Origin of the sequence: Chryseobacterium wanjuense, assembly GCF_900111495.1 — a bacterium.
Lineage (GTDB): Bacteria > Bacteroidota > Bacteroidia > Flavobacteriales > Weeksellaceae > Chryseobacterium > Chryseobacterium wanjuense.
In genome coordinates this window covers 223,332-247,673 of sequence record NZ_FOIU01000003.1, presented here as the reverse complement: position 1 = coordinate 247,673, position 24,342 = coordinate 223,332, and the positions used below count along the sequence as shown (strand labels likewise).

Sequence of the window (24,342 nt, the reverse complement as noted above, 5' to 3'; positions counted from 1 at the left end):
ATATCGCTACAATTAAGGTTAATAAAGTAAAAACTACATACGATACCATCAGCAAGCTCAGTTTTGAGTGCTCCCGTTTTTTGAACGTTTTTCTTGAAATTGTCATTTTTTAAATATTTTATTCTAAACTATAATGCCAAAAGAAAGTCCAATCTGTTGAGATTCGAGGTAAATCGTTTGCTAGTAGTATGTTGCGGGTTTTTGTGGTGATGCCGGAAAATGAAAAAGCCTATCAAAATGATAGGCTCGTTATTAAAATGATAGGTTTATAATTTTTTAACCATTAAGTTTTATTTAAAGAGTTTAGAATATTTAAGATGAGCTTCGTTTTAAGCTGAACTATTATGCAGAGATCAATAGGAACGGGCTTTAGCCCGTTTTTCTATAAGTGAAATTTCAATTGGCTTTAGCCAAAACTTAATAAAACTAAACTTCTTGAATAAAATTTAATGGTTCAATTAAAATTTATCTCAAATTATATTCTTCTAGCTTACGGTACAACGTTGCAATCCCGATTTCCAGCAATCTTGCCGCTTCCGCTTTGTTGCCTTTGGTATATTGTAAAACTTTTAAAATATGTTCTTTTTCTAAAGATCTTATACTTAGAGAATCTTTTTCTGTAGAAATTTTTTCAGAATAATGAGGAAGACTTTCTGCATCTAGAATATGGTCATTCATTAAGATTAAACTTCTCTCAACGGTATTCCGGAGTTCGCGGATATTACCTTTCCAATCGTTTTTTTCTAAGGTTTTGTAATATTCCGGAGTGACCTGAACATTGGAAATATGCAGCTTTTGAGAGAAAACATTCACAAAATTTTTAGCCAAAGCTTTTAGATCTTCTTTTCTTTCACGAAGGGGAGGAAGGGTAATTTCAAAAACATTTAACCTGAAATATAAATCTTCGCGAAAATGTGCCTGCTTAATTTCTTCTTCCAAATCACGGTTGGTTGCGGCTATCAGCCTGAAATCAGATCTTGAGACTTTGGTTTCCCCCATTTTGATAAACTCTTTGGTTTCCAGAACGCGGAGTAATTTTGCCTGAAGTTCGATAGGCATTTCGCCGATTTCGTCGAGGAACAAAGTACCGGCGTTAGCTTCTTCTACAAGACCTTTTTTGTCTTTTATGGCTCCAGTAAAAGCTCCTGCTTTGTGCCCGAAAAGTTCGCTTTCCAGGATTTCTTTACTGAATGCGGAGCAGTTGATCGCCACAAAATTATTTTTCTTTCTGTCACTCCCTTCATGAATGGCGTTCGCAAAAACCTCTTTTCCGGTTCCTGTTTCGCCGGTCAACAGGACAGTTGCATCCGTTAAGGCCACTTTTTCAGCCAACTTCTTTGCCTGAAGAATCAAAGGTGAATTTCCGATAATCTGACTAAACCCTTTTTGAGCCGTATTTTTCTGAACAATTTTAGATTTATTATCTTTTACTTTTTCTAAAGCTTTGTAAACCAATGGGATAATTTTCTCATTATCATCACCTTTCACCAGATAATCATACGCTCCGTTTTTCATCGCCTGAACCGCATCCGTAATATTTCCGAAAGCCGTCATAAGTATAATTTCCTGATGGGGATATTTTGTCTTAATAGATTTCACCAGATCGATCCCGAAAGCGTCGGGAAGCCGGACATCACTTAAAACAACATCAAAATCGTACTGCTCAAGCATTGTCATTGCCGAACGCGCTGTTGAGGCTTCTTTTACGTTAAAATTTTCTTGAGAAAGGATCATTCCTAATAATTTCAGGAGCTTGATCTCATCATCGATGATCAGAATGTTTCCGGACATGGTGGTTATTTTTGGAAAACTAATGCAAACTTATTGAATTTATTTTGGATAAAGCAAAGAAAACTGAGAAGGTAATGATAGATTGGTGATTTTCGGAGGTCTTGTCACGGTTTTAAATCTTGCCAAAACTGATTCCCAAAGAAAAAATACTATTGAATTTAACTTCCGGTTAATATTGCAATCATACCAATAGAATATTAAAATTGAAAAAAAAATGAAAAATTTACTTTTAGGAATCATGATTCTAGCATCAGGTTTAAGTTTCGCTCAACAGAGAGAAGATATTAATTTAAGAGGAGAAAGAAAAAGAGTAGTTCAGGGAGTGAGATCCGGTGAGATAAACAGAAGAGAAGCTGCCGTAATTCATAACCAGGCTAAAGATGTAAAACAAGCTAAAAGAATTGCAAAAGCAGATGGAGTAGTAACACCGAGAGAAAGAGCAGTTGTTGCCAGGGAAGACCGACAGCTAGACAGGACTATTTACAGAGCTAAACATAATTAATTTTAACTTTAAATACTGCAATTTTTGCAGTATTTTTTTTATTTTGGAATTAATAATTCAATCTTTCAACTAGAGCTATAGATTTATTAGTAAGAAAATTTTGAGCCGTTCTTTTTTGATTCCTTACATTTGTATGCATTCTGATCTTTCAGGATGAAAATGAGTTTATATATGACGGAAAAAAGATACCAGGAAACGATACATACAGATAAAAATAATTACGAATACATCACCATTTCTCACGACGAAAATAAAGTAAGAATTTATACTTTAAAAAATGGATTGAAAGTTTTTCTTTCCCAGAATTTTGATGCTCCGAGAATTCAGACTTACATTCCGGTACGGACGGGAAGCAATAATGATCCTGCTGATAACACCGGTTTGGCGCATTATCTTGAGCATATGATGTTCAAAGGAACTTCAAAATTAGGAAGTCAGAACTGGGAGAAGGAAAGTGAATTATTAAACCAGATTTCAGATTTATATGAAAATCATAAAGCTGAAAACGATCCTGATAAAAAGAAAGAAATTTACAGAAAAATCGACGAAGTTTCTCAGGAAGCCAGTCAGTATGCGATTGCAAATGAATATGACAAAGCCATTTCTTCGTTAGGGGCAACCGGAACAAATGCCCACACTTGGTTTGACGAAACGGTTTACAAAAATAATATCCCCAACAACGAGCTTGAAAAATGGCTGAAAGTCGAAAAAGAAAGATTTTCAGAATTAGTTTTAAGACTTTTCCACACAGAATTGGAGTCGGTGTACGAGGAATTCAACAGAGCGCAGGATAATGACACGCGATTGGTACAGTATGAACTGATGGATGCTCTTTTCCCAACACATCCGAACGGTCAGCAAACGACCTTAGGTAAGGCAGAACATTTGAAAAATCCTTCTATGAAGGCGATTCATAAATATTTTGATGAATATTATGTTCCTAATAATTATGCGATGGTTTTGGTGGGAGATTTCGATTTTGAAGAAACAATTCAACTTATAGATCAGTATTTTGGAGCGATTCCTTACAGGGAATTGCCGAAAAAGACACCGATCATCGAAAAACCGATCACTGAAATTATAAAAAGAACGGTAAAAAGCCCGACAACACCTAGAGTTCAATTAGCCTGGAGAACCGAAAGCTATGGAACAAGGGAAGCCATGCTTGCAGATATTGTGGTGAACATTTTAAGCAATAGAGGAGAAGCGGGATTGTTGGATTTAAATATCAATCAAACCCAGAAATTGCTTTGGGGACAGGCTTTTTCGGTGGGTTTAAGACAGTACGGATATTTCTCAATAGTTGCCGTTCCGAAAGAAACACAGACGTTGGATGAAGCGAAAAATCTGGTATTGGAACAGGTAGAATTGATGAAAAAGGGTGAATTCCCGGATTGGATGCTTCCTGCGATCATCAACGATTTCAAAGTGCAGAGAATGAAAACGCTGGAAACTGCAGACGGATTGGCTACCAACCTTTACGACACCTATATCAAAGGCAGAACCTGGGAAGAGGAATTGAATGAAATGGATGAATATGCCGCCTTTACCAAAGAAGACGTTGTAGCTTTTGCCAACGAGTTTTTCAAAGAAAATTATGTAATTGTTTACAAGGAAAAAGGAGTCAATGATAAATTAATACGTGTTGAAAATCCTGGGATCACACCCATAAAAATCAATCGTGAAGCTCAATCGGAGTTTTTGCAGGAAATTTTAGCAGAGAAAACGGAAGATATTCAGCCGGAATTTATTGATTATCAGAAAGAAATTAAAACAGATTTAGTTAAAGATAAAAAGCTCAATTTCGTTAAAAATAAATATAACGAGATTGCACAGGTTCATTTCATTTTCCCGTTTGGAAGTGATAATGACCGCGATTTGGGAATTTCTACGCAGGTTCTTCAATATTTGGGAACGGAAAAATTTTCACCGGAAGATCTCAAAAAAGAATTCTTTAAAATCGGCGTTACGAATGATTTTAAAACGACAAATGATCAGCTTACTATATCTTTAAACGGTCTGGAAGAAAACATCGAAAAAGGTATCGAGCTGCTTCAGCACTGGATGTATGACGTAAAACCCGATCAGGATATTTACAACCAGTTTGTAAATACTGTTTTAGAAAACCGAGCCGCAGTGAAGAAGGATAAAGGACGTATCATGACGGCCTTGACAAACTATACGAAATTAGGTGAATTCTCCCGCTTTACGGATATTATTTCGAAAGAAGAGTTGGAGAGCAGTAAAGTTGAGGTTTTCACAGACAGAATGAAAAAATTATTCAAATTTCCGTATCAAATATTTTTCTACGGTAAGGATTTTGAAAATTTTAAAGGATATATTGGAAATTACGTTGAAAATGAAAGCTTCCAGATCCCTGAGCCTAAAAAATATCCTGAACCGGAAACCAGCGGAAAGGTTTATTTTACCGACTACGACATGGTGCAGATGGAAATGAGCAAAGTTGGAAAAGGGCACGATGTAAACCCTGAAAATTTCGGAAAGATCAATGTTTTTAATGAATATTTCGGACGTGGATTGTCATCTATTGTTTTTCAGGAAATCCGTGAGAGTAAGAGTCTGGCGTATTCAGCGTATGTTTCTTACGCGGCCAATTCAGAGTTGAATCATCCGGATTATATCACGACTTACATCGGGACGCAGCCTGACAAATTGCAGATCGCCGTCGATACCATGACCGAACTGATGGATGAACTTCCGGAAGTTCCGATTCAGTTTGAAAATGCTAAAAATGCAGCTTTAAAACAAATTGCATCCACAAGAATTACCAGAACGAATATTTTCTTTAATACATTAAGGTTAAAAAAATTAAACATATACCACGATTTTAGAAAAGATATTTACAAGCAGATCGAAAGTCTGACATTGAATGATTTAAAGCAATTTTATCAGACAGATATCAAGCCTATTCACTTCAATACAGCCATTATCGGGAAAAAAGAAAACCTGAATATGGAAGCTGTGAACCAAATGGGAGCGTTTAAAGAGGTAAGTTTAAAAGATATTTTTGGACATTAAAATTTTAATTAAAATAATATTGAGATGCTTCGAGAGCCTCAGCATGACAGTGCGCTAATACTAGCTGTTTAATTCATTGGGTTTAAGACAATTAAGCAGTACCATTCTTAGCATGCAGGTTTGGAAATGAATATTCAAAAAAGTATAATATTAGCATAATGTCATTTGCAAGTTATTGTTAATAAATCAGTTAGTATTAGCGCGCTGTCATGCTGAGGTTCTCGAAGCATCTAAAGAATAAAAAAACAAAAACCCCGAAAGTTTTTCTTTCGGGGTTTTATATGATTTAATGTAAATTATTTTACGATTTTCATTTCATCAATCAGCCATTTTGAATCGGCATATTTATCAATAATGAAAAGAATATACTTGGTATCAACCATGATATTTCGGCTGAAACGCGGGTCATAATTGATGTCGCTCATCGTTCCTTCCCATTGTCTGTCGAAGTTTAATCCAACTAAATTTCCATTCGCATCCAAAGCCGGACTTCCCGAATTTCCACCCGTTGTATGGTTGGTAGCAGTGAATCCTACAGGAACATCACCGGTTTTATCCTTATAATTTCCGAAATCTTTTTTGTTGTAAAGATCGATCAGCTTTTTAGGAACATCAAACTCATAATCTCCCGGAACGTATTTTTCCATCACCCCCGCCAAATGCGTCTGGTAGTTGTATGAAACCGCGTCTCTTGGTGAAGAACCTTTCACTTTTCCGTACGTTACACGAAGCGTAGAATTGGCATCCGGGAAGAATTTTCTGTCTTTATCCGTTGCCATTTGCTGAGCCATATATGTTTTTTGCAATGCATCAATTTTCATCTGAAGCGATGTAAACTGAGGATCTGCTTTGGTCATATAAGTATCTCTTATGGATGTGAAAGGCTGATAAACAGGATCTTTTTTCAATGCTTTGATTAATTTATCCTGATTAGAAAATGCCTTGTCAATATCCTGAGCTAAAGAAGCCCCGTTGACTTCAGATCTTCCTGTGATGATCGAGTTTTTAGAAATTTCTTCAAAAGACTGGATGTTTTGGGCTTCATTTTTATACTTTTCAAATCCTGCCGGTAAGAATTGAGGAGCAGTTTTATTGGCATAAAGAGCCAGCAATTTTGCGGTAACTTTAGCGTCCAGTTCCGCGCTGTAGTCCTTATAGAATGCAGTCAGTTTCTTCTTTAAAGCGATCGTTCCTTTTTCATCCATTCTTCCTGCTTCTACCGCTGTGATGTAAGTGTAGTAAAGATTGGCCAATGCTAATGTTTCAGCATTTTTAATGGTTTCAGAATAATAAGCATTATTTAAAGCAAAAGGAGCCTGGTCGTTATATAGTTTGTTTAATTGATCTAAAGTTGATTTAATTTCATGATTTTTAGCCACCAAAGAGCCTTCATACATTACTTTTTTCTCAACCGCGTTTGATTTTTTCAGACCTTCTACTTCACCGATCCATTTTTTCCAATAATTGGCTACGGAAGCGTATTTTGAAGCATATTTGATACGGGTTGCATCGTCGGTACGCATCTTTTCGTCCAAAGTTTTTAAGGCAACATCTCTCACTGCAATTCTCGCAGGATCAATCTCTTTCATGATCTTTTCAACCGCGATGGCAGGAAGATATTCTGTAGTTCTTCCAGGGAATCCGAATACGAAAGTGAAGTCATTTTCATTTTTATCCTTGATGGAAACAGGAAGATAATGCTTCGGAACATACGGAACATTGTCTTTGGAATATTCCGCAGGTTTGTTGTTTTTATCGGCATAAATTCTGAACATTGAGAAGTCTCCCGTATGTCTCGGCCAAACCCAGTTGTCGGTATCAGAACCGAATTTTCCGATGCTTTGCGGCGGAGCGCCTACCAAACGAATGTCTTTGTACGTTTCGATGGTGTAAGCGTAATATTTGTTTCCGTAATACATTGATTTAACGGAAATTGACTGATATGGTTCAGTTTTCTGAGAGTTTTTGTAAATCTCAATATTTTTAGCAATCTGTTTTGAAAGTTCTGGCTCAGCAAGATTGTCGGTTCCTTCTAAAATTTGATTGGATACGTCTTTAATATCAACAATAAAGTCTACCGTTACCCCCGGATTCGGAAGTTCTCCTTCAGGATTTTTGGCCCAGAAACCATTGGATAAAAGGTCATTTTGAACAGTTGAGTGCGCCTGAATCTGTCCATATCCACAGTGGTGATTGGTCAACAATAAGCCTTTTGGAGAAATGATTTCCGCAGTACATCCTCCGTTGAACTGTACTACAGCATCTTTTATACTTGCTTTTTGAGGATTGAAGATTTCTTTCGCAGAGATTTTCATGCCCAGATCTTTCATTTCCTTTTCATTCAGCTCTGTGGGAATCCACATTCCTCCGTATTGCTGTGCAAATGTCATCACAGCCGGCAAAAGAAATACAGATAGAAGTATCTTTTTTGTCATAATCAAAATTTTGCCCTAATTTACAAAGAAAATGTGAGATTTGAGATTCGGGTTCCGGGTTTTGAGGTTTAAGTTGCGGGATGCGGGATTTGAGTTTTTGAGGTCACCGTTGAAAGTTTTTCCGGATTTTTAGTGTTTTGAAAGAATTTTAATCGTTGACATTTTAAAACTATTGTCAATCATTATTAAGATCCTTACAGACAAACCCACAACTCAAATCCCGCAACTCAAACCTCAAAACCCGCAACCCGTATCCCGAACCCCGAACCTCAAAACTGATAAGCAAGAATTTTTTCATCCTCCATGAGGGCTTTCATTAATGCTTCATGATTAACACTTTTGCCTGTAATGATCCATGAAGTGGCAAGATTTCCCTGAGTGTATTGTTGTTTCGAAATCGTGAATTTTAAATGGTGTCTCTTAAAAATTTCTTCACAATAAGCAATGTCATGATAATTGACAACAGCAATTTTATATTCCCGGATTCTATGTTCTTTGTCGATAATTTTTTCAAAAGAAGTGAGCGAACTTAAAATCAACAAAACAAGAACTGTCCCCAAAGCAGCCAGATAAACATACCCGGAACCGACGGCCATTCCGATGGAAGCTGTTGCCCAAATGGTTGTCGCAGTGGTGATTCCATCAATTTTATTATCGCCCTTGAAAATAACACCTGCACCCAAAAAACCGATTCCCGTGATGATATTGGCGGCAATACGGTCGGGATCTGCAACACCTATTTTTATGGAAAGAATGGTAAACAGGCAGGACCCGAAACATATCAAAATAAAAGTACGCAAACCCGCCGACTTGTTCCTGTACTCGCGTTCTGCCCCGATCAGGATTCCCAGGATGACGGAGATGAAAATCAGCAGCAGTTCATTTTGAATAGAATGATCCTTTAAAAATTCCATAATAAAAAGTTTTAAACTTCTTAGATAAAATTACGAATAAAATCTTATTGCAGAAGATGATTCAGGTGATATTAAAATAAAAAAGACTGCCCGAAAGACAGCCTTTAATTCTGATTTTAAATTCAAATTAATTTTTGATAAATTTATGAGTGAATATTTTATCTTTTGTAAATAATCTGATGATATAATTTCCTTTTGTAAGTTCAGAAACATTGATATAATTTCCTTTTACAGAAGATGAATATAAAATTCTTCCTGTTGCATCGTAGATTTCCGCTTTTAAAATTTCCGTTTTTGACTGGATATTCAAAACATCTTTTACCGGATTAGGATAAATGCTGATATCACCGTTTTCTTTACCAGTTTCCGAGGTTGCAAGCAGATTCTGAACAGTTGTTGTATAGGTATTTGTAACGATCGGAGCGTTATAATCGAAGTAGATTTTTGCAGTATTGCTGAAGCTGTCCCCAAGATTTAATGTAGATTTTGTTTTAATTTTAAATGAAACATATCCGTCATTATTCGCATCATCAAAAGGAAGCTGAATATTTTCAAAAATGAATTCCACAACGTTTGGCGCTGTAACCCGAGTTACAAAATTGTGGCTTCCGTTCATCGCTATTAAGCTTGATACATCATATTTTGAGGTGTCAATAATATCTTTTACAACAATATTCTGGGCATTTGCCGTCCCTGTATTTTCAAATCTGATCAGATAATGAACGTAATCTCCAACCTTTGCTTGTGCAATTGTTGTTCCTTCCAGACAGGTTTTGTCGTTCGGATCGAAAGAGTTGACAACAGTTTGGTTTAAAGTAAATGTATTATCCAACGGTGTGTCATCCGTAGCTCCGTTCACTTGTGCGGTGTAGTGAAGAATGTCGCCGCCGTTTAATGCCGGAGTTTGTGTTGGTGTATTTAAGATAAACGTTACAGTAATCTCTCTTGTTTCAAATGGAAGAAGATGGGTAAAATTCCAGTTTAAAATACCGGTTGATTGTGAAGCCGGACCTGTTGTTGAGGTAACATAGTTCATCAAATTATCGTTGTAATCAAATGAAAATGTTCCGGATTGTGTTCCCGTTCCTTTGTTTTTGTAAATGATTTTATATTTTGCTTCAAAACCAGGTCTTGCATTTGTCACTGGAATAATGGCCACTTCCAGATCATTGTGGGTGCCGTTTGCTGTGAGACAGAAGTTTTGCGTTAAAGGGCTTGCTTGCGAAGGAAAATTAACAGCTAAACTTGCCGGTGAAGCAGTAAAGTATCCCGGGTTTTCAAAAAATGGAGTAATAGTATGATTTCCAGCTTGCAACGGAATGGAATAATTTCCTGAGTTATTGGCTATCACACTCCCGGAAGTCGTTCCACTGGTAATATCGAATTTTTGGAATGCTTTGCTGAGATCATTAACATCGCAGCCGTTATTATTGCTATCATATTTTGTATTTCCCAGAACAGTATAGAAGGTTCCACCCGGGGTAAATGAACAATAAGTAGTGGCCTGATAGGTAGAGAAAAAGACAGGAGCACTATTGATCATATTCTGAATCATGGCCAATTCACTTTCATCACAGCAGATTACAAGGTTGGGGTTATAAGTAATGCCTGTTGAATTGTTGAGTTGATTTTTTCCATTTTTCAGGTTTAGAAAACTCATTCCGTTGGTGGTACAATTTATTGTATTAAATTCAGGATTTTGGGAAAGATCCAGAGACTGAATAGAATTATTATTACAATATAATGAGTTTAAAAGAGGATATATCGAGGTATTCAGGCTTGTAAGTAAATTATAATCACAATAAATGATTCTCATATCCGGACATCCCGGAGCATACAGACTTGTCAGATGGTTTTCCCCGCAGTCTATCATACGAAGTTTGCTCTGGTTCTGAATATTGACAGTTGACAAATTATTCTTGTTGATATCTATTAATTCGATATTGGCATTAGTGAAATTAATACTAGACAATAGAGGGTTTTTTCTAAGGTAGAAAGCAAAAACATTCTGCAGATTAGATGCATCAAATGATGTAAGCTGAGTATTTTCCACATCCAGTTCAATAATCTGAGTAGATCCGGAAACATTTAAGCTTGTAAGAGGAGTATTAAATACATATAAGTATTTTAAATTAGGCCTGTTCTGCAAGTCCAATGAAGTAATAGATGTGTTGCTAAGGTAAACCCTGTTCAAGTTATTGCAATTGGTAATATTAAGGGAGCTTATGGAAGGTGCAGCATCGAAACTGATTTGCCCCAGATTAGTATTGGAGCTTAAGTTTACTGAAGTTACACTGTTTCCTGATATTTCCAGTGCTCCTAAATTTGCAAAAGCAGCAATTCCTGTGATGTCGGATATTCCTCCTCCGTACAATCTTAGAGTTCCGACTTGTAATGCTTCCGATACTTCAATTTCGCCATTGTTATTGGTGTCAATTTTCATATTAAAATTGCCGGAACCTGTAGAGGCAATGCTGTTTGTAACGTCTGCAGCAAGCAATTTTGCCTTAAAATTTGCATCGGGAATATTTACAATCTGTGCCTGAGACACAGCAAACATAATCAAGAAGATGATTAAGTAAATTTTTCTCATGGTTATTACTTAGTTTATTATTTTTTAATTTAAACGCAAAAATAAACCATTGAAAGGGGATTTCAATGGTTCATTATGTTAATATTTTTTAGAACTTACTGATTCTCGATCAGATCCAAAAACTGCTGTTCATCCAGAATTCCGATCGTTCCGATGTCCTGGGCTTTTTTCAGCTTACTTCCGGCTTTTTCGCCGACTACCAGGTAATTAAGGTTTTTTGAAACCGCTGAAATATTTTTTCCGCCGTGTTTTTCTACCATTTCTTCGGCAGCTTCTCTTGTGAATAAAGACAATTTTCCGGTAAAAAGGAACGTTTTTCCTTCCAGAACATTCGATAAAACTTCGTTTGTACTTTCACCTTTTTCCAACTGAACACCGTAAGATTTCAATCTTTCCAGCATTAAAACGTTTTCAGGATTTGCAAAGAAATCAACAATGCTCACTGCGATTTTTGTTCCGATATCTTCCACCTGGCAAAGTTCTTCCACCGTGGCATTTTTCAGTTCTTCGATGGTAGGGAAATTTTTCACTAATTTCTTGGCAACCGTTTCTCCGACGTGTTTTATACCGATTCCGTACAACACTTTTTCAAACGGAATTTCCTTCGATTTTTCAATTCCCGAAATGATATTTTGTGCCGATTTTTCTGCCATTCTTTCCAGCGGAAGAAGCTGTTCTTTCGTTAAAGTATAGAAATCAGCAGGATTTTCGATCAGTTTTTCTCTGTAAAGCTGTTCGATGGTTTCGCTTCCCAGATTTTCTATATTTAAAGCTTTTCTGGATACATAATGAATCATTCTCCCTACAACCTGCGGCGGACAATGCAGTTCATTCGGGCAGAAATGGATCGCCTGATCTTCAATTTTTACAAGCTCCGTTCCACATTCAGGGCAATACTTGATGTATTCGATTTCTTTGCTTTTCTCAGTTCTTTTTTCAGTATTTACACCGACGATTTTCGGGATAATTTCACCGCCTTTTTCTACATAAACGAAATCATGCTCATGCAGATCCAGTTTTTTAATAATATCTTCATTATGCAGAGATGCCCTTTTTACAATGGTTCCTGCTAATAAAACCGGTTTCAGATTTGCAACAGGAGTGATCGCACCGGTTCTTCCAACCTGGTAAGAAACGCTTTGTAATTCGGTTTCTACTTTTTCTGCTTTAAATTTATAAGCCATCGCCCAACGCGGAGATTTTGCCGTATATCCAAGCTGTCTTTGCTGTTGTAAAGAATTGACTTTTAAAACGATACCATCAATCTCAAAAGGTAAATTATGTCGTTCTACATCCCAAAAATTAATGAATTCTTTTACTTCATCTAAAGTGGTACACAATTTTGCCTGCTGAGAAGTTTTGAAGCCCCATGATTTTGCATTTTCAAGCAGTTCCCAATGGGTTTTGGCAGGAATTTCTTCCGAAATAAACTGATACAGAACAGATGAAAGTCCGCGTTTTCTTACTTCACCGCTGTCCTGCATTTTAAGGCTTCCGCTGGCTGTGTTTCGGGGGTTCATAAACGGGTCAAGACCTTCTTCCTCACGCAGTTTATTAATTTTATCGAAATTTTTTCTTGTTAAATAAATTTCACCCCGCATAAAGAAATGTTCCGGAAAATCCCCTTTCAGTTTTAAAGGAATATCTGAAATTGTCCGTACATTTCCGGTAATTTCATCTCCCTGAAAACCATCTCCACGAGTCACTGCCTGAGCCAGTTTTCCGTTTTCGTACAGAATGGAAATGGATGCGCCGTCGTATTTTAATTCAGCGACAAATTCTACAGGATCATCAATGGTTTTAATGATTCTTTTTTCCCAGTCCTCAAGATCGTCAAAATCATAAGAATTGTCCAGAGAATACATTCTGAATTTATGCTGAATTGTCGGGAAAACCTTTGTAATTGCACCTCCGACACGCACAGTAGGTGAGTTTTCGTCATAAAATTCCGGATATTTTGCTTCCAGGTCACGAAGTTCTTCGAGCAGCATATCAAAATCGAAATCCGATATCGTAGGAGTGTCATGAAGATAATAATTTTCGTTATGCTGATGAAGCTCTTTACGGAGCTGTTCTATTTTTTGTTGAATGTTTTCGGACATTGGGTTTCTATCTTTTTAGCAAAAATAATTAAAGTAATTCCAATTTAGAAAATAAGGGAATCAAATATTCTGATAAAATTAAAATTACTTAATATATTCCAACAAACTGGTTGTCTATGGAATAAATTTCGTGTTTAAACTAATTTAACATAATGTTTTGATATAATTTAAAAATTGTTAAAACTGGCGTAAACAAAGGCGGGAGGAAGTCGCGATACCTTTGCGCCTAGCTAATTTGACAAAATGAAAAAAGTAAAGATTGTATTGGGATTATTGTTCTTAAGCTTTGGGACACTGGCTTATGCACAGACTACACAGGCTTCGATTGTAGGAAAAGTAACCGGCGCAGGAAATGCGGCTCAGGAAAAAGTGAAGGTAACCATCGTTAATGAATCAACAGGTTTCAGAACGGAAACGGAAACCAATTCAAAAGGGGAGTATATTTTCAAGGAAATTCCTCTTGGCGGACCTTACACCGTGATCGTAAATGATGAAAAAAAGGAAGGTTATAATGTAAACTTCGGAGATCAGGTAACGGTAAACGTCGACATGAGCGGTGCTGAAAAAAGCATCGAAGAAGTTGTAATCGCCGGAAATCTGAAAAATAAAATCGGAAATCTTGGTGCTGCAACAGCCATTACAGCTAAAAACATCGGAATTTTGCCGGTAAACGGAAGAAATTTTACCAGCCTTACAGAGCTTTCTCCTCTTAGTGGAAAAGGAGGAAATTTGTCGGGACAGCTGGGTTCTTCTACAAACTTTACAATTGATGGGATGACCGCGAAAAACCCGACTTCTGCAGGTTCTACAACAAGCCGAAGCGGTGCGCCTTTTTCTATCTCGATTGAAGCGGTTCGTGAGTTTAAAATTACGACCAACCAATATGACGTGACTTTGGGAAGAAGCGGTGGAGGTACGGTAAGTGCCGTTACAAAATCCGGAACAAACAAATTTTCAGGAAGTGCTTGGGAATATCTGAGAACAGATTGGCTTTCAAGTCCGTATGACATCAGAGGAAATAAAAGAGAGAATGATTTCTCGACTTCTCAGTTCGGTTTTTCATTGGGAGGGCCTATTATTAAAAATAAATTACACTTTTTCGTAGCCTGGGATCATCAGCTGGATTCAAGACCATTGCAGATCGCGGATATCAAATCGCATGAAGATGAGTTGAGGCTGAATACATCAACCGCAACGCTTAACAAATTTTTAGACATCGCAAGAGCAAAGTACGGAGTCGGAAATACGCCACAGTTCGGAAGTTTCGACAAAGTGAGAAATTCTGATGCAGGATTTTTACGTTTAGACTGGCAGATCAATGATAAAAACTTATTGACATTAAGAGACAACTTTACGAATGATTTTAATAAAAACGGATTAGCAGACAACACGGCCATTAATTTCTACGAATCTTTCGGAAATGATAAGAACCTGGATAACAGTTTGCTATTAACGTTAAGATCCAACTTAAAGCCTAATATGACCAACGAGCTGAAAGCTCAATATTTATACACTTTCCAGGATAGCTACCAGAATGATGAGTTGGGACACGCGGTTCCAAGAGCGATTGTTGAAAATGTTTTAACAAATATTGACGGGAAGGATAAGGCTACAAACATCCAGATCGGAGGACACCGTTTTGGGCAGGAAAACTTCAGGAATAATGTTTTCCAGATCGTTGATAATTTATATTACAACACAGATAAAATTAAATATACTTTCGGGGCAGATTTGATGTATACAAAAGCGAGATCTGTGTACGGAAGTGAGGTGAACGGGAGATTCCATTTCAAAGAGGCGGCTTCAAACCCGGATAATTTGTATAACTTTAATAATATGACGGCGTACAGATTTTACAGGGAAGTTCCATTGATGGATGATCCTTCTGTGAAATCCAATATCTGGAATATCGGTGTTTACGGGCAGATCCAGACAAAAATTGCCAAAGGTCTTGATTTAATGGCTGGTTTAAGGCTAGACTACGGAGGGTATCCTAAAGCTGAGTTTAATCAGAAATTATTTGATGAAATGGGAATCCGAACAGATAATCAGATCAAATCGTTTATCATCCAGCCGAGATTCCAGTTTGATTGGAATATTAATGAAGGAAATAAAGACTTCCTGAAATTCGGGGCGGGTATTTTCTCTTCTGATATCAACAATTATATGATTATCAATAATTTGGTGTTTGACGGAAGACACTTGGCTACCGTAGACGTGAATCCTTCACAAATCGGTCTTACTCCGGATTTTATCAGTTATAGAAACGATTACGGAACGGTTCCTACATTGCCTCAATATCAGCTTCCGACCATCAATTATACAGGAAAAGATGCTAAAATTCCTATCGTTTATAAAGCGAATATTTCTTATACTCATTTCTTCAACGAGAGATTCAGAGCGGGAATTGCGGGATATATGGCTTTGGGTAGAAACAATTATTTCTATTACGACAGAAACATGGTCGCAAATCCTTATTTCACATTGGATAATGAAGGAGGAAGAGGAGTTTTCGTTCCAATCACTTCGGTGACAGCCAACGGAACCATGAACTGGAAAGACGGAAGAATTAACCAGAATTTCGGAAGAGTTTTAGAGCTGGTGAGCGATGGAAAGGTGAATCAGTTCTCATTCGTAGTCGATACAAGTTACCGTTACTGGAAAGATGGGGAGATCACAGCGAGTTATACATGGTCAGATATCAAAGATAACACGTCATACAACGGAAACGTAGCCAATTCTGCGACATTGTCGACGATGGTGGCAAGTGATCCGAGAGATTTGAGGATGTCATATTCTGATAATCAATTTAGAAATAAAGTGGTTATCTATGGGAACTCACCGACGATTGCCGGATTTACTTTAGGGATCAGATATGCGGGAATCGGAGGAACACGTTTCTCTGTGACTGCCGGTGGAAACGTAAACGGAGATTTCGTCGATACAAACGATCTGGCGTATATTTTCCCGAATCTTACCCAAACTTTAATTGACAATCCTGAAGTAGGAAAAGCATTAAAAAGCTATATTACAGACTACAACAACCAAATTGCGGAAAGAAATGGCGGGAAAAACGGATTCTACGGAGTTTGGGATGTACGTGTTGCGAAAAAAATCAAATTTGAAAAAATCGGTGCTTTTGAACTTTCGGTTGATATTTTTAACGTAGCGAATTTGCTTAACAAAGAAAAAGGAATCAACAAATCTTACGGAAATACATCCCTTTACAGAATCACAGGATTCGACCCGGTGACGAAACAGCTTAAATATAGCTTAAATACAAGCGGACTGGAACCACTATCCGGAAATCCTTACCAGATTCAAATCGGAGCAAAATATTCGTTCTAAAAAAATATGAAATGTGAATGGTCAATGATGAATTTATTTTGCTGTTAAGCATTTTATTGACAATTGACTTGCAAAGCAAAATTGACCATTTACATTAATTTAATTACTTTTAATAAATAATACATTCATATTATGAAAAATTTTATCTTAGGGTTAGCAGTTTTAAGTACAGTTTTAATGAAGGCACAAACCCAGATTATCGCGCACAGAGGCTATTTTCAGTCTCAACCTCCGACTACGGAAAACTCTCTGAAATCATTGGAAAATGCTCAGAATTTGAAAATTTACGGTTCTGAATTTGATGTCAGAATGACAAAAGACGGGGTGTTGGTCGTGAATCACGATGAACATCACGCAAAAATGGAAATTGCTGAAACAGACTTTAAAGAGCTGAAAAAAGTAAAATTACCAAACGGTGAAGATTTTCCGACACTGAAAGATTATTTAAAACAAGGAAAAAAAGACAAATCATTAAAACTGATTGTTGAAATAAAGCCTGATAAAACCAAAGAAAAAGAAGATGAGCTGACGGCAAAAACGATCAAAATGATTAAAGACATGAAGCTGGAGTCTCAATGTGAATTCATTTCTTTCAGCTTAAATATCTGCAAGGAAATCAAAAAGCTGGAGCCTACTTACAAAGTTCAGTATTTGAAAGGGGAGTTATCTCCTCAGCAGATCAAGGATGAAGGATTAGACGGTATCGACTATCATTACAGCATTTTCCAGAAAAATCCAACCTGGATTGCCGATGCAAAAGCTTTGGGATTAATCACAAATGCATGGACGGTAAATGACGTAGCCATCTATGAAGAGCTGAAAAATCAAGGGATCGGATTTATTACAACCAATATTCCGGATCAGCTTAAGAATAAGTAATTTTTACATCAATATTAACCTTATCATACAGTCTGTCTCTTTCTGAGGCGGACTGTTTTGTTTAACCATTGCTTAAAGAGAATTAAAATTTTTAAGCCATTGAAAAACTGCTCTATAAGCCGGAATATTTTTATTTTATCAGGAAAAGACAATAAAGTTAGGTAAATAAATTTAAGCTTACATATTAATAATCCTTAATTTTTTTAACCTGCTGTTAACCAAAACTGTATACATTTTTGTTAAAATTTAATTCATATAGTGTTTAATAATTATTTAATAAATGTTAAAACGTTGTTAAAGCCGTAGCCATAATGTAGTTTTAATTTTGCGCAAACAAAAAAGGATATGCGTAAAGAGACACAAAAGTTGTTGGTTTTGTCACTGTTAGGATTAGTCAGTGTCAATCTGACGGCTCAGCAGAAAGCTAAAAAAGACACCATCAAAAACATCGACGAGGTAGTAGTAACGGCGCTAGGAATCAAAAGGCAAAATAAAGCGTTGGGATACTCTACTGAAACAATCGATTCTGAACAGCTTCTCAGAACCCAAAACAATAACTGGACAGGTGCTCTGGAAGGTAAAGTAGCGGGATTGAAAATTCAGACTGCTGGAGCAGGACCGTTGGCCAGTGCCAGAATTACTCTGAGAGGAGATGTATCAATGAACGGTTTCGAAGACCAGGCTCTTATTGTAGTAGACGGCGTACCGATGAACGGAAGAACCGTAGGATCAGGAACACCGGCTTATGGAGCGGGTTCCGGAGGTGACGTTCCGATTGATTACGGGAATGATCTGAACAGCATCAACCCGGATGATATTGAAAGCATCACAGTTCTTAAAGGACCTACTGCAGCGGCTTTATACGGTTCCAGAGGAGCTAAGGGAGCAGTAATGATCACTACAAAATCCGGGAAGAATAAAGATGGTAAGCTTCAGGTTTCACTCAATTCTTACACAAGTTTCGATTCTGTATTAAAATGGCCGGATTGGCAGTACCAATACGGACAGGGAACAATGACCAAAGACAAAAACGGGAATTACTACTATTCTTACGGAGCTTCGGTAGACGGTGTAAGTACGGGAGGAACGAGTAGTGCTTTCGGGCCGAAGTTTGACGGGCAGTATTATTATCAATACGATCCTACGGTAAACGGACAGAGTAAAGAAAGACAGCTTTGGAGACCTTACAAAAACAATATTAAAGATTTCTGGCAGACAGGATCGACTTATTCCAACAATATCTCTATCGAGGGTTCTAACGATAAAACATCATACAGAACATCTCTTACCTATCTGAACAACGAATGGATGATGCCAAATACAGGACTGGAAAGATGGAACGCAGCAGTATCGGTAGACCATAAATTGAGTTCAAAATTAAAGGCAAACGTAAAATTATCATACAGCCAGACAAAAAGTGACAATCTTCCGGCAACGGGATACAACAACCAGTCTATTTCCTATTTCATGATTTTCCAGAATCCGAACGTAGATTTGGAGTGGTACAGACCGATCTGGAAGCCGGGGCAGGAGCAGGTGGATCAGATTCACCCATTCAGTTCGTATATCGATAATCCTTATCTGATTGCCTATGAAATGACCAATAGTTTAAACAAGAAAAACATCACGGGAAATGTAAGCTTAAATTACCAGATCGATAAACATTTTGATGTTTTACTAAGATCAGGAATGGTTTGGAATGACGAATTGCGTACCCAGAAAAGACCTTGGAGCTCTGCCAATTATTTAAAGGGATATTATCGTGAGCAATATATTGACGGATTTAATTTTAATAATGATTTAATGGTCAATTATAAAACTGCAATCGGTAGCATTAACCTTACGGCGACTGGAGGAGCGAGTTCTCAGTATGAAGAACAGAAAACCCAGGATTATTTTGCCATCGGGCTTAAAAATCCGGGAGTATACAGCCTTACGAATGCTGTCGCTCAGGATTTCAAAATTCCGAAACCTTATGACAGATATGTAAACAGTTTGTATGCTTTATTAACTTTAAATTATAAAGAAAAAATATTCTTAGATTTTACAGCACGTAACGACTGGAGCAGTACGCTTCCAAAGGCGAACCGTTCTTATTTCTATCCATCAGTCGCTTCATCTTTTATCCTTTCTGATATTTTCGGACTTAAAAGCAATAAGCTGAATATGTGGAAGCTGAGAGCATCATGGTCGAGAATTGGAAATGATACGGCACCTTACCAGTTGGAAAATTATTACAGTGTAAGTTCATTCCCTGGATCTGTAGAACTGCCAAGTTTATATGCCAACCCGAATCTGAGACCTGAGATGATTACCAATATTGAAGGAGGGATGGATTTCAGTTTATTTAAAAACAGATTGACTTTCAATGCAACCGTTTATCAAAGTAATTCGGTAGATCAGATTATTCGAAATGTACCTGTATTGTGGGAAACAGGATATTCTTTAAGGGTTATCAACTCAGGAGAGGTAAGAAACAGAGGAGTTGAATTGATGATGAACGCTTATCCTATCAAAAACAAAAACTTCTCATGGAATGTCTCTGCCAATTGGTCGATGAACAGGAATAAAATTCTTTCTCTTCCTGAAGAATTCCACGGTGAGCCGTATACAATGGCAAGTGTAGGTGGAGTTGTATATTATAATGCAGTGGTGGGAGGATCAATCGGTGATATGTACGGATACGGATTGATGTATTCTCCGGACGGACAGGTTGTTTTCGGATCGGATGGATTAACGGCAAAACCTACCACAATGAAGAAAGTAGGAAATGCATTCCCGAAATGGAGAGCGGGAATTCAGAACGAATTTAAAATTAAAAACGTAACAGTAAGCTTCTCTTTCGACGGTCAGTACAAAGGTATGGCGTATTCCCAGTCTCATCACAAAATGACGGAGCAAGGAAAATTAGAACATACTTTAGTCGGTAGAGATAATCCGGATGGTTTAATCGTTGGTCAGGGGGTTGTTCAAAACGCAGACGGGTCATATTCTACAAATACCAAAGGGGTTGCAGTACCTACGTATTACGCAGATTACTGGAGAAGAGCAAACGTTGAAACGAATACTTTCGATACTTCTTTCGTCAAGCTTAGAGATGCAAGAATCGCTTATTCTTTCCCTAAATCAGTTACGCAGCCATTAAAAATCACAGATCTTACGCTGGCAATTTTCGGAAAAAATCTTTGGATGTGGACGAAATTCCCATTGTTTGATCCGGAAGCTGCGACTTTAGATAATGCTACCATCACTCCAGGTGTGGAAATGGGACAATTGCCGACAGCAAGAACTGTAGGATTCCAACTTAATGTAAAATTCTAATTATTTAAGACATGAAAAAATCAATAGTAAAATATTTTCTTCTGGCAGGTTTAGGGATTGCTTCCGTTTCTTGCGACAGAACAATGGATGAGGTGAATGTAGACAACAGCAGAATCCTTGATCCTGAGGTTTCAAGCTTTCTGGCTCCGGCTCAGTACAATATGGCTTCTGTAAACTATATGAGAGCAAATGACTTCACCTTCGATATCATGCAGGTTTCTCTGGATTTTCCGAATGAAGGAAATTCATTAAGCCGCTATTACATCACAGAAAATACAGGTGCAGGTTTTTGGAATAACAATTACAAATGGCTGAAACAGATCTACGATCTAAAAAGAGCGGCCGTAAAAAGCAATGATAAAAACTACGAAGCCATCGCATTGGTAATGAATGCATGGATTGCTTCAAATCTTACAGATACTTTCGGAGATATTCCGCTTACTGAAGCTTCAAGATTGGATGAAGGGATTTCTCAGCCAAAATTTGATAAGCAGAAAGATATTTATGTACAGTTATTGGACGATCTGAAAAGAGCAAATTCTCTTTTCGTTACCACAAAACCGTTAACAGGAACCGATCTTTTCTACAATGCAGGTACCGATACCAATGGAATTACCAACTGGAAAAAATTCTGTAATTCACTTTCATTAAGGTTATTAACAAGGATTTTAAGCAAAAACGGAGAGATTAATGTAAATGAAAGAATCCAGGAGATCGTAAATAACCCTACAACTTTCCCTATTTTCCAGAGTAATGCAGAAACCACAAAAATAAATATTACCGGGGTTTCACCTCTTCTTCCACCGATCGCAAGACCGCAGGATTTCACGACAAGTAGGGCAGCTTCATCGTTTTTAGTTGAAACAATGAAATCGAATAATGATCCTAGAATGTCGATGTTCTTTAGCCAGGCAAAAGATTTGGCAACCAATACAAATATCGGTTACAAAGGCGCTCCGTCAGGATACAATCCGGGAATGGTATTTACTTATCAGCCTTCCAACATGAACCAGAATTTGGCAAAAGCTCCTTTAAATATTTTAATTTATCCTTATGCTGAGCTTCAGTTCACCCTATCAGAATTAGCCTTCAAAGGAATTATTTCCGGAAGCGCCCAGACTTACTACGAAAACGGAGTAAAAGCTACGATCGAACAATGGGGAGCTACAATGCCTGCCAATTATTTTTCAAATGCAAATGTGGCTTACAACGGGACTTTAGAGAGAATCATGCTTCAGAAATATGTGGCTTTATTCTTTGTAGATCAGCAGCAGTGGTTTGAAAAAAGAAGAACAGGTTTCCCGGTACTTCCCAATAACGGAGGTCTTCTGAACAACGGAAATCTACCATCAAGATTAATGTATCCACCGAATCCAAGAGTTTTAAATACGTCAAATTATCAGACGGTAGTTCAGCAAATGGGTGGGGATGATATCAATGTAAAAGTTTGGTGGAATAAACCATAAAATTCATCAATAGGATCGAAGAGGAAAGCAGGCTTTAGCTGAAATTTAAACGAAATTAATACGCAAGTCTGTCATCCTGAAAGGATCTTAACAATAATATTAAAATTAAAAAGATTTAAAAAAGTTCAGATCCTTTCAGGATGACAGACTAACTGTAAATTGATTGTTTTCAGGTTCAAACCAGCTAATTTCTGAATTTCTAAATCTCTTAATTTTTTAATAAATAATAAATCAAAATGAATATAAAATTTTTAATGCCGTGTCTGTTAATTTCGGCGATGGCATTTTCACAGGCTTCTGTTTCAGGGTATGTGTATGAAGACAGCAACAAAAATCAGAAGAAAGAAAACCGCGAAAAAGGAATCGAAGGAGTAGCCGTTTCCAATGGAGTACAGGTAGTTTTAACGGATAAAAGCGGAAGATACAGCCTGCCAATCCAGGAAAATCAGACGGTTTTTGTCATCAAGCCTTCAGGTTATATGACTCCCGTAAATGGAAATAACCTTCCTCAATATTATTATCAATACAAACCAAAAGGTTCGCCTGCAGATTTTAAATACAAAGGAACAGCACCAACGGGTGAACTTCCGAAAGAATTAAATTTTGCCTTAAATAAGCAAAACGAAAGCAAAAACTTCGATATTTTGGTTTTCGGAGATCCGCAACCTTACACAGAAAAGGAATTGGATTATTTCAAAAGATCTATCGTAAATGAGGTTAAAAATACCAAGAAAAATGCAGTACTGGGAATCAGTTTGGGAGATTTGGTTGGTGACAATTTAAGTTTACAAAAGCCTTATATAGATGTAATGAAAGAAGTTGGTTTACCTTGGTACAACGTCATGGGTAACCACGATATGAACTATGATGCAAAGGAAGATTTGTTCTCAGACGAAACGTTTGAATCCAATTTCGGACCTGCAAACTATTCTTTTAATTACGGAAATGTTCACTTCATTATTTTGGATGATATTTTGTATCCGGATCCGAGAGATGGAAAAGGATACTGGGGTGGATTCCGTGAAGATCAGTTGAAATTCGTGGAAAATGACTTGAAATTGGTTGATAAAAGCAAATTGGTTGTCGTGTCTTTCCATATTCCTTTGGAACATAAAAATGAAGATAATTTCAGAAATGCAGACCGTCAGAAGTTATTTGATTATTTAACTCCTTTCCAGAATGCTTTGATTTTATCGGCTCACACCCACATCCAACAACAGATTTTCTACGGAAAACAGGCAGGTTGGAACGGTTCGAAAGATCTTCACGAATTTAATGCAGGAACAACTTGCGGTGACTGGTGGTCTGGAACAGCAGATGATGCGGGATTACCGACTTCTACCATGAGAGACGGTACGGCAAAAGGATATTCTTTCATCAGTTTTAATGATAATCAATATAAAGTTAAATACAAAACAGCCGGAAAACCGGAAGATTATCAGATCGGTTTATTTGTTCCTAAAGCAATTCCGGGAAGAACTTCTGCAAAAATCTTAGCTAATTTCTTCATGGGAAGCAAAAAAGATAAGGTAGAATACAGCATAGACGGCGGTCAGTGGGAAGCAATGGAATACGACGAAACGTTGGATCCAAATTTTGTAATGTCAGTATTCAAATGGGATGTTACTCCAAACCTTTTCCCTGGAAGAAGACCTTCAAACCCGGAAATGTCGAAACACACCTGGACAGGCGCGTTCCCAAGAAAAATTTCTTTAGGAAAACATAAGGTTGAGGTAAGAGCGACGGATATGTATGGAAATCAGTTCTCAACATCAGAAGAATTCGAGGTTCAAAACCCGGTTCTTATTCCTTAGTTTTTCATTTTTTACTATACTTTCAAAGAAACCGATTCCTTTAGGAGTCGGTTTTATTTTTTTCTAAATTTTTTCTAAACACTAATGGACACAAATGTTTTCACGAATTACACTAATGAATTTTAAACCAATTAGAAA

At 37.2% G+C, this 24,342-nt stretch carries 12 protein-coding genes; 7 read left to right on the top strand and 5 right to left on the bottom strand.

The features are described from left to right. Positions 1-465: 465 nt before the first annotated feature. The gene (locus BMX24_RS17610) at positions 466-1,791 is read right to left on the bottom strand and encodes a sigma-54-dependent transcriptional regulator (RefSeq protein ID WP_089795113.1); all 1,326 of its coding nucleotides are present in this window, start codon (positions 1,789-1,791) and stop codon (positions 466-468) included. A gap of 214 nt (positions 1,792-2,005) precedes the next feature. Between BMX24_RS17610 and BMX24_RS17600 the strand changes: the two genes are divergently transcribed. Continuing rightward, positions 2,006-2,293, top strand: coding sequence for a hypothetical protein (locus BMX24_RS17600; RefSeq protein WP_089795109.1), 288 nt, complete (start codon positions 2,006-2,008; stop codon positions 2,291-2,293). Between the two features lie 171 nt (positions 2,294-2,464). Continuing rightward, positions 2,465-5,332: a M16 family metallopeptidase gene (locus BMX24_RS17595; protein WP_089795459.1), complete on the top strand. Its 2,868-nt coding sequence runs from the start codon at positions 2,465-2,467 to the stop codon at positions 5,330-5,332. A gap of 296 nt (positions 5,333-5,628) precedes the next feature. Here the strand turns inward: BMX24_RS17595 and BMX24_RS17590 are convergent, their stop codons facing one another. The 4 genes from BMX24_RS17590 to ligA form a co-directional block, all read right to left on the bottom strand. Further along, complete coding sequence (locus BMX24_RS17590; protein WP_089795107.1) at positions 5,629-7,767, bottom strand: S46 family peptidase; 2,139 nt, start codon at positions 7,765-7,767, stop codon at positions 5,629-5,631. 269 nt (positions 7,768-8,036) lie between these two features. Next, positions 8,037-8,681, bottom strand: a complete 645-nt coding sequence (locus BMX24_RS17585; protein WP_089795103.1) for an MgtC/SapB family protein — start codon at positions 8,679-8,681, stop codon at positions 8,037-8,039. 127 nt (positions 8,682-8,808) lie between these two features. Further along, positions 8,809-11,274: a DUF7619 domain-containing protein gene (locus BMX24_RS17580; protein WP_089795101.1), complete on the bottom strand. Its 2,466-nt coding sequence runs from the start codon at positions 11,272-11,274 to the stop codon at positions 8,809-8,811. A 95-nt stretch (positions 11,275-11,369) separates the two neighbouring features. Further along, positions 11,370-13,376 (bottom strand): NAD-dependent DNA ligase LigA, encoded by a 2,007-nt coding sequence (ligA, locus tag BMX24_RS17575; RefSeq protein ID WP_089795099.1) that lies wholly within the window; start codon positions 13,374-13,376, stop codon positions 11,370-11,372. A gap of 243 nt (positions 13,377-13,619) precedes the next feature. Between ligA and BMX24_RS17570 the strand changes: the two genes are divergently transcribed. The 5 genes from BMX24_RS17570 (at position 13,620) to BMX24_RS17550 (ending at position 24,204) form a co-directional block, all read left to right on the top strand. Beyond that, complete coding sequence (locus tag BMX24_RS17570; protein ID WP_089795097.1) at positions 13,620-16,724, top strand: TonB-dependent receptor; 3,105 nt, start codon at positions 13,620-13,622, stop codon at positions 16,722-16,724. A gap of 132 nt (positions 16,725-16,856) precedes the next feature. After that, the gene (locus BMX24_RS17565) at positions 16,857-17,603 is read left to right on the top strand and encodes a glycerophosphodiester phosphodiesterase (protein ID WP_089795095.1); all 747 of its coding nucleotides are present in this window, start codon (positions 16,857-16,859) and stop codon (positions 17,601-17,603) included. 345 nt (positions 17,604-17,948) lie between these two features. Then, positions 17,949-20,924, top strand: a complete 2,976-nt coding sequence (locus tag BMX24_RS17560; protein WP_089795093.1) for a SusC/RagA family TonB-linked outer membrane protein — start codon at positions 17,949-17,951, stop codon at positions 20,922-20,924. Positions 20,925-20,935: 11 nt separating this feature from the next. Then, positions 20,936-22,390: a SusD/RagB family nutrient-binding outer membrane lipoprotein gene (locus BMX24_RS17555; RefSeq protein ID WP_089795091.1), complete on the top strand. Its 1,455-nt coding sequence runs from the start codon at positions 20,936-20,938 to the stop codon at positions 22,388-22,390. Between the two features lie 236 nt (positions 22,391-22,626). Beyond that, positions 22,627-24,204, top strand: coding sequence for a calcineurin-like phosphoesterase C-terminal domain-containing protein (locus BMX24_RS17550; protein ID WP_089795089.1), 1,578 nt, complete (start codon positions 22,627-22,629; stop codon positions 24,202-24,204). Positions 24,205-24,342 lie beyond the last annotated feature (138 nt).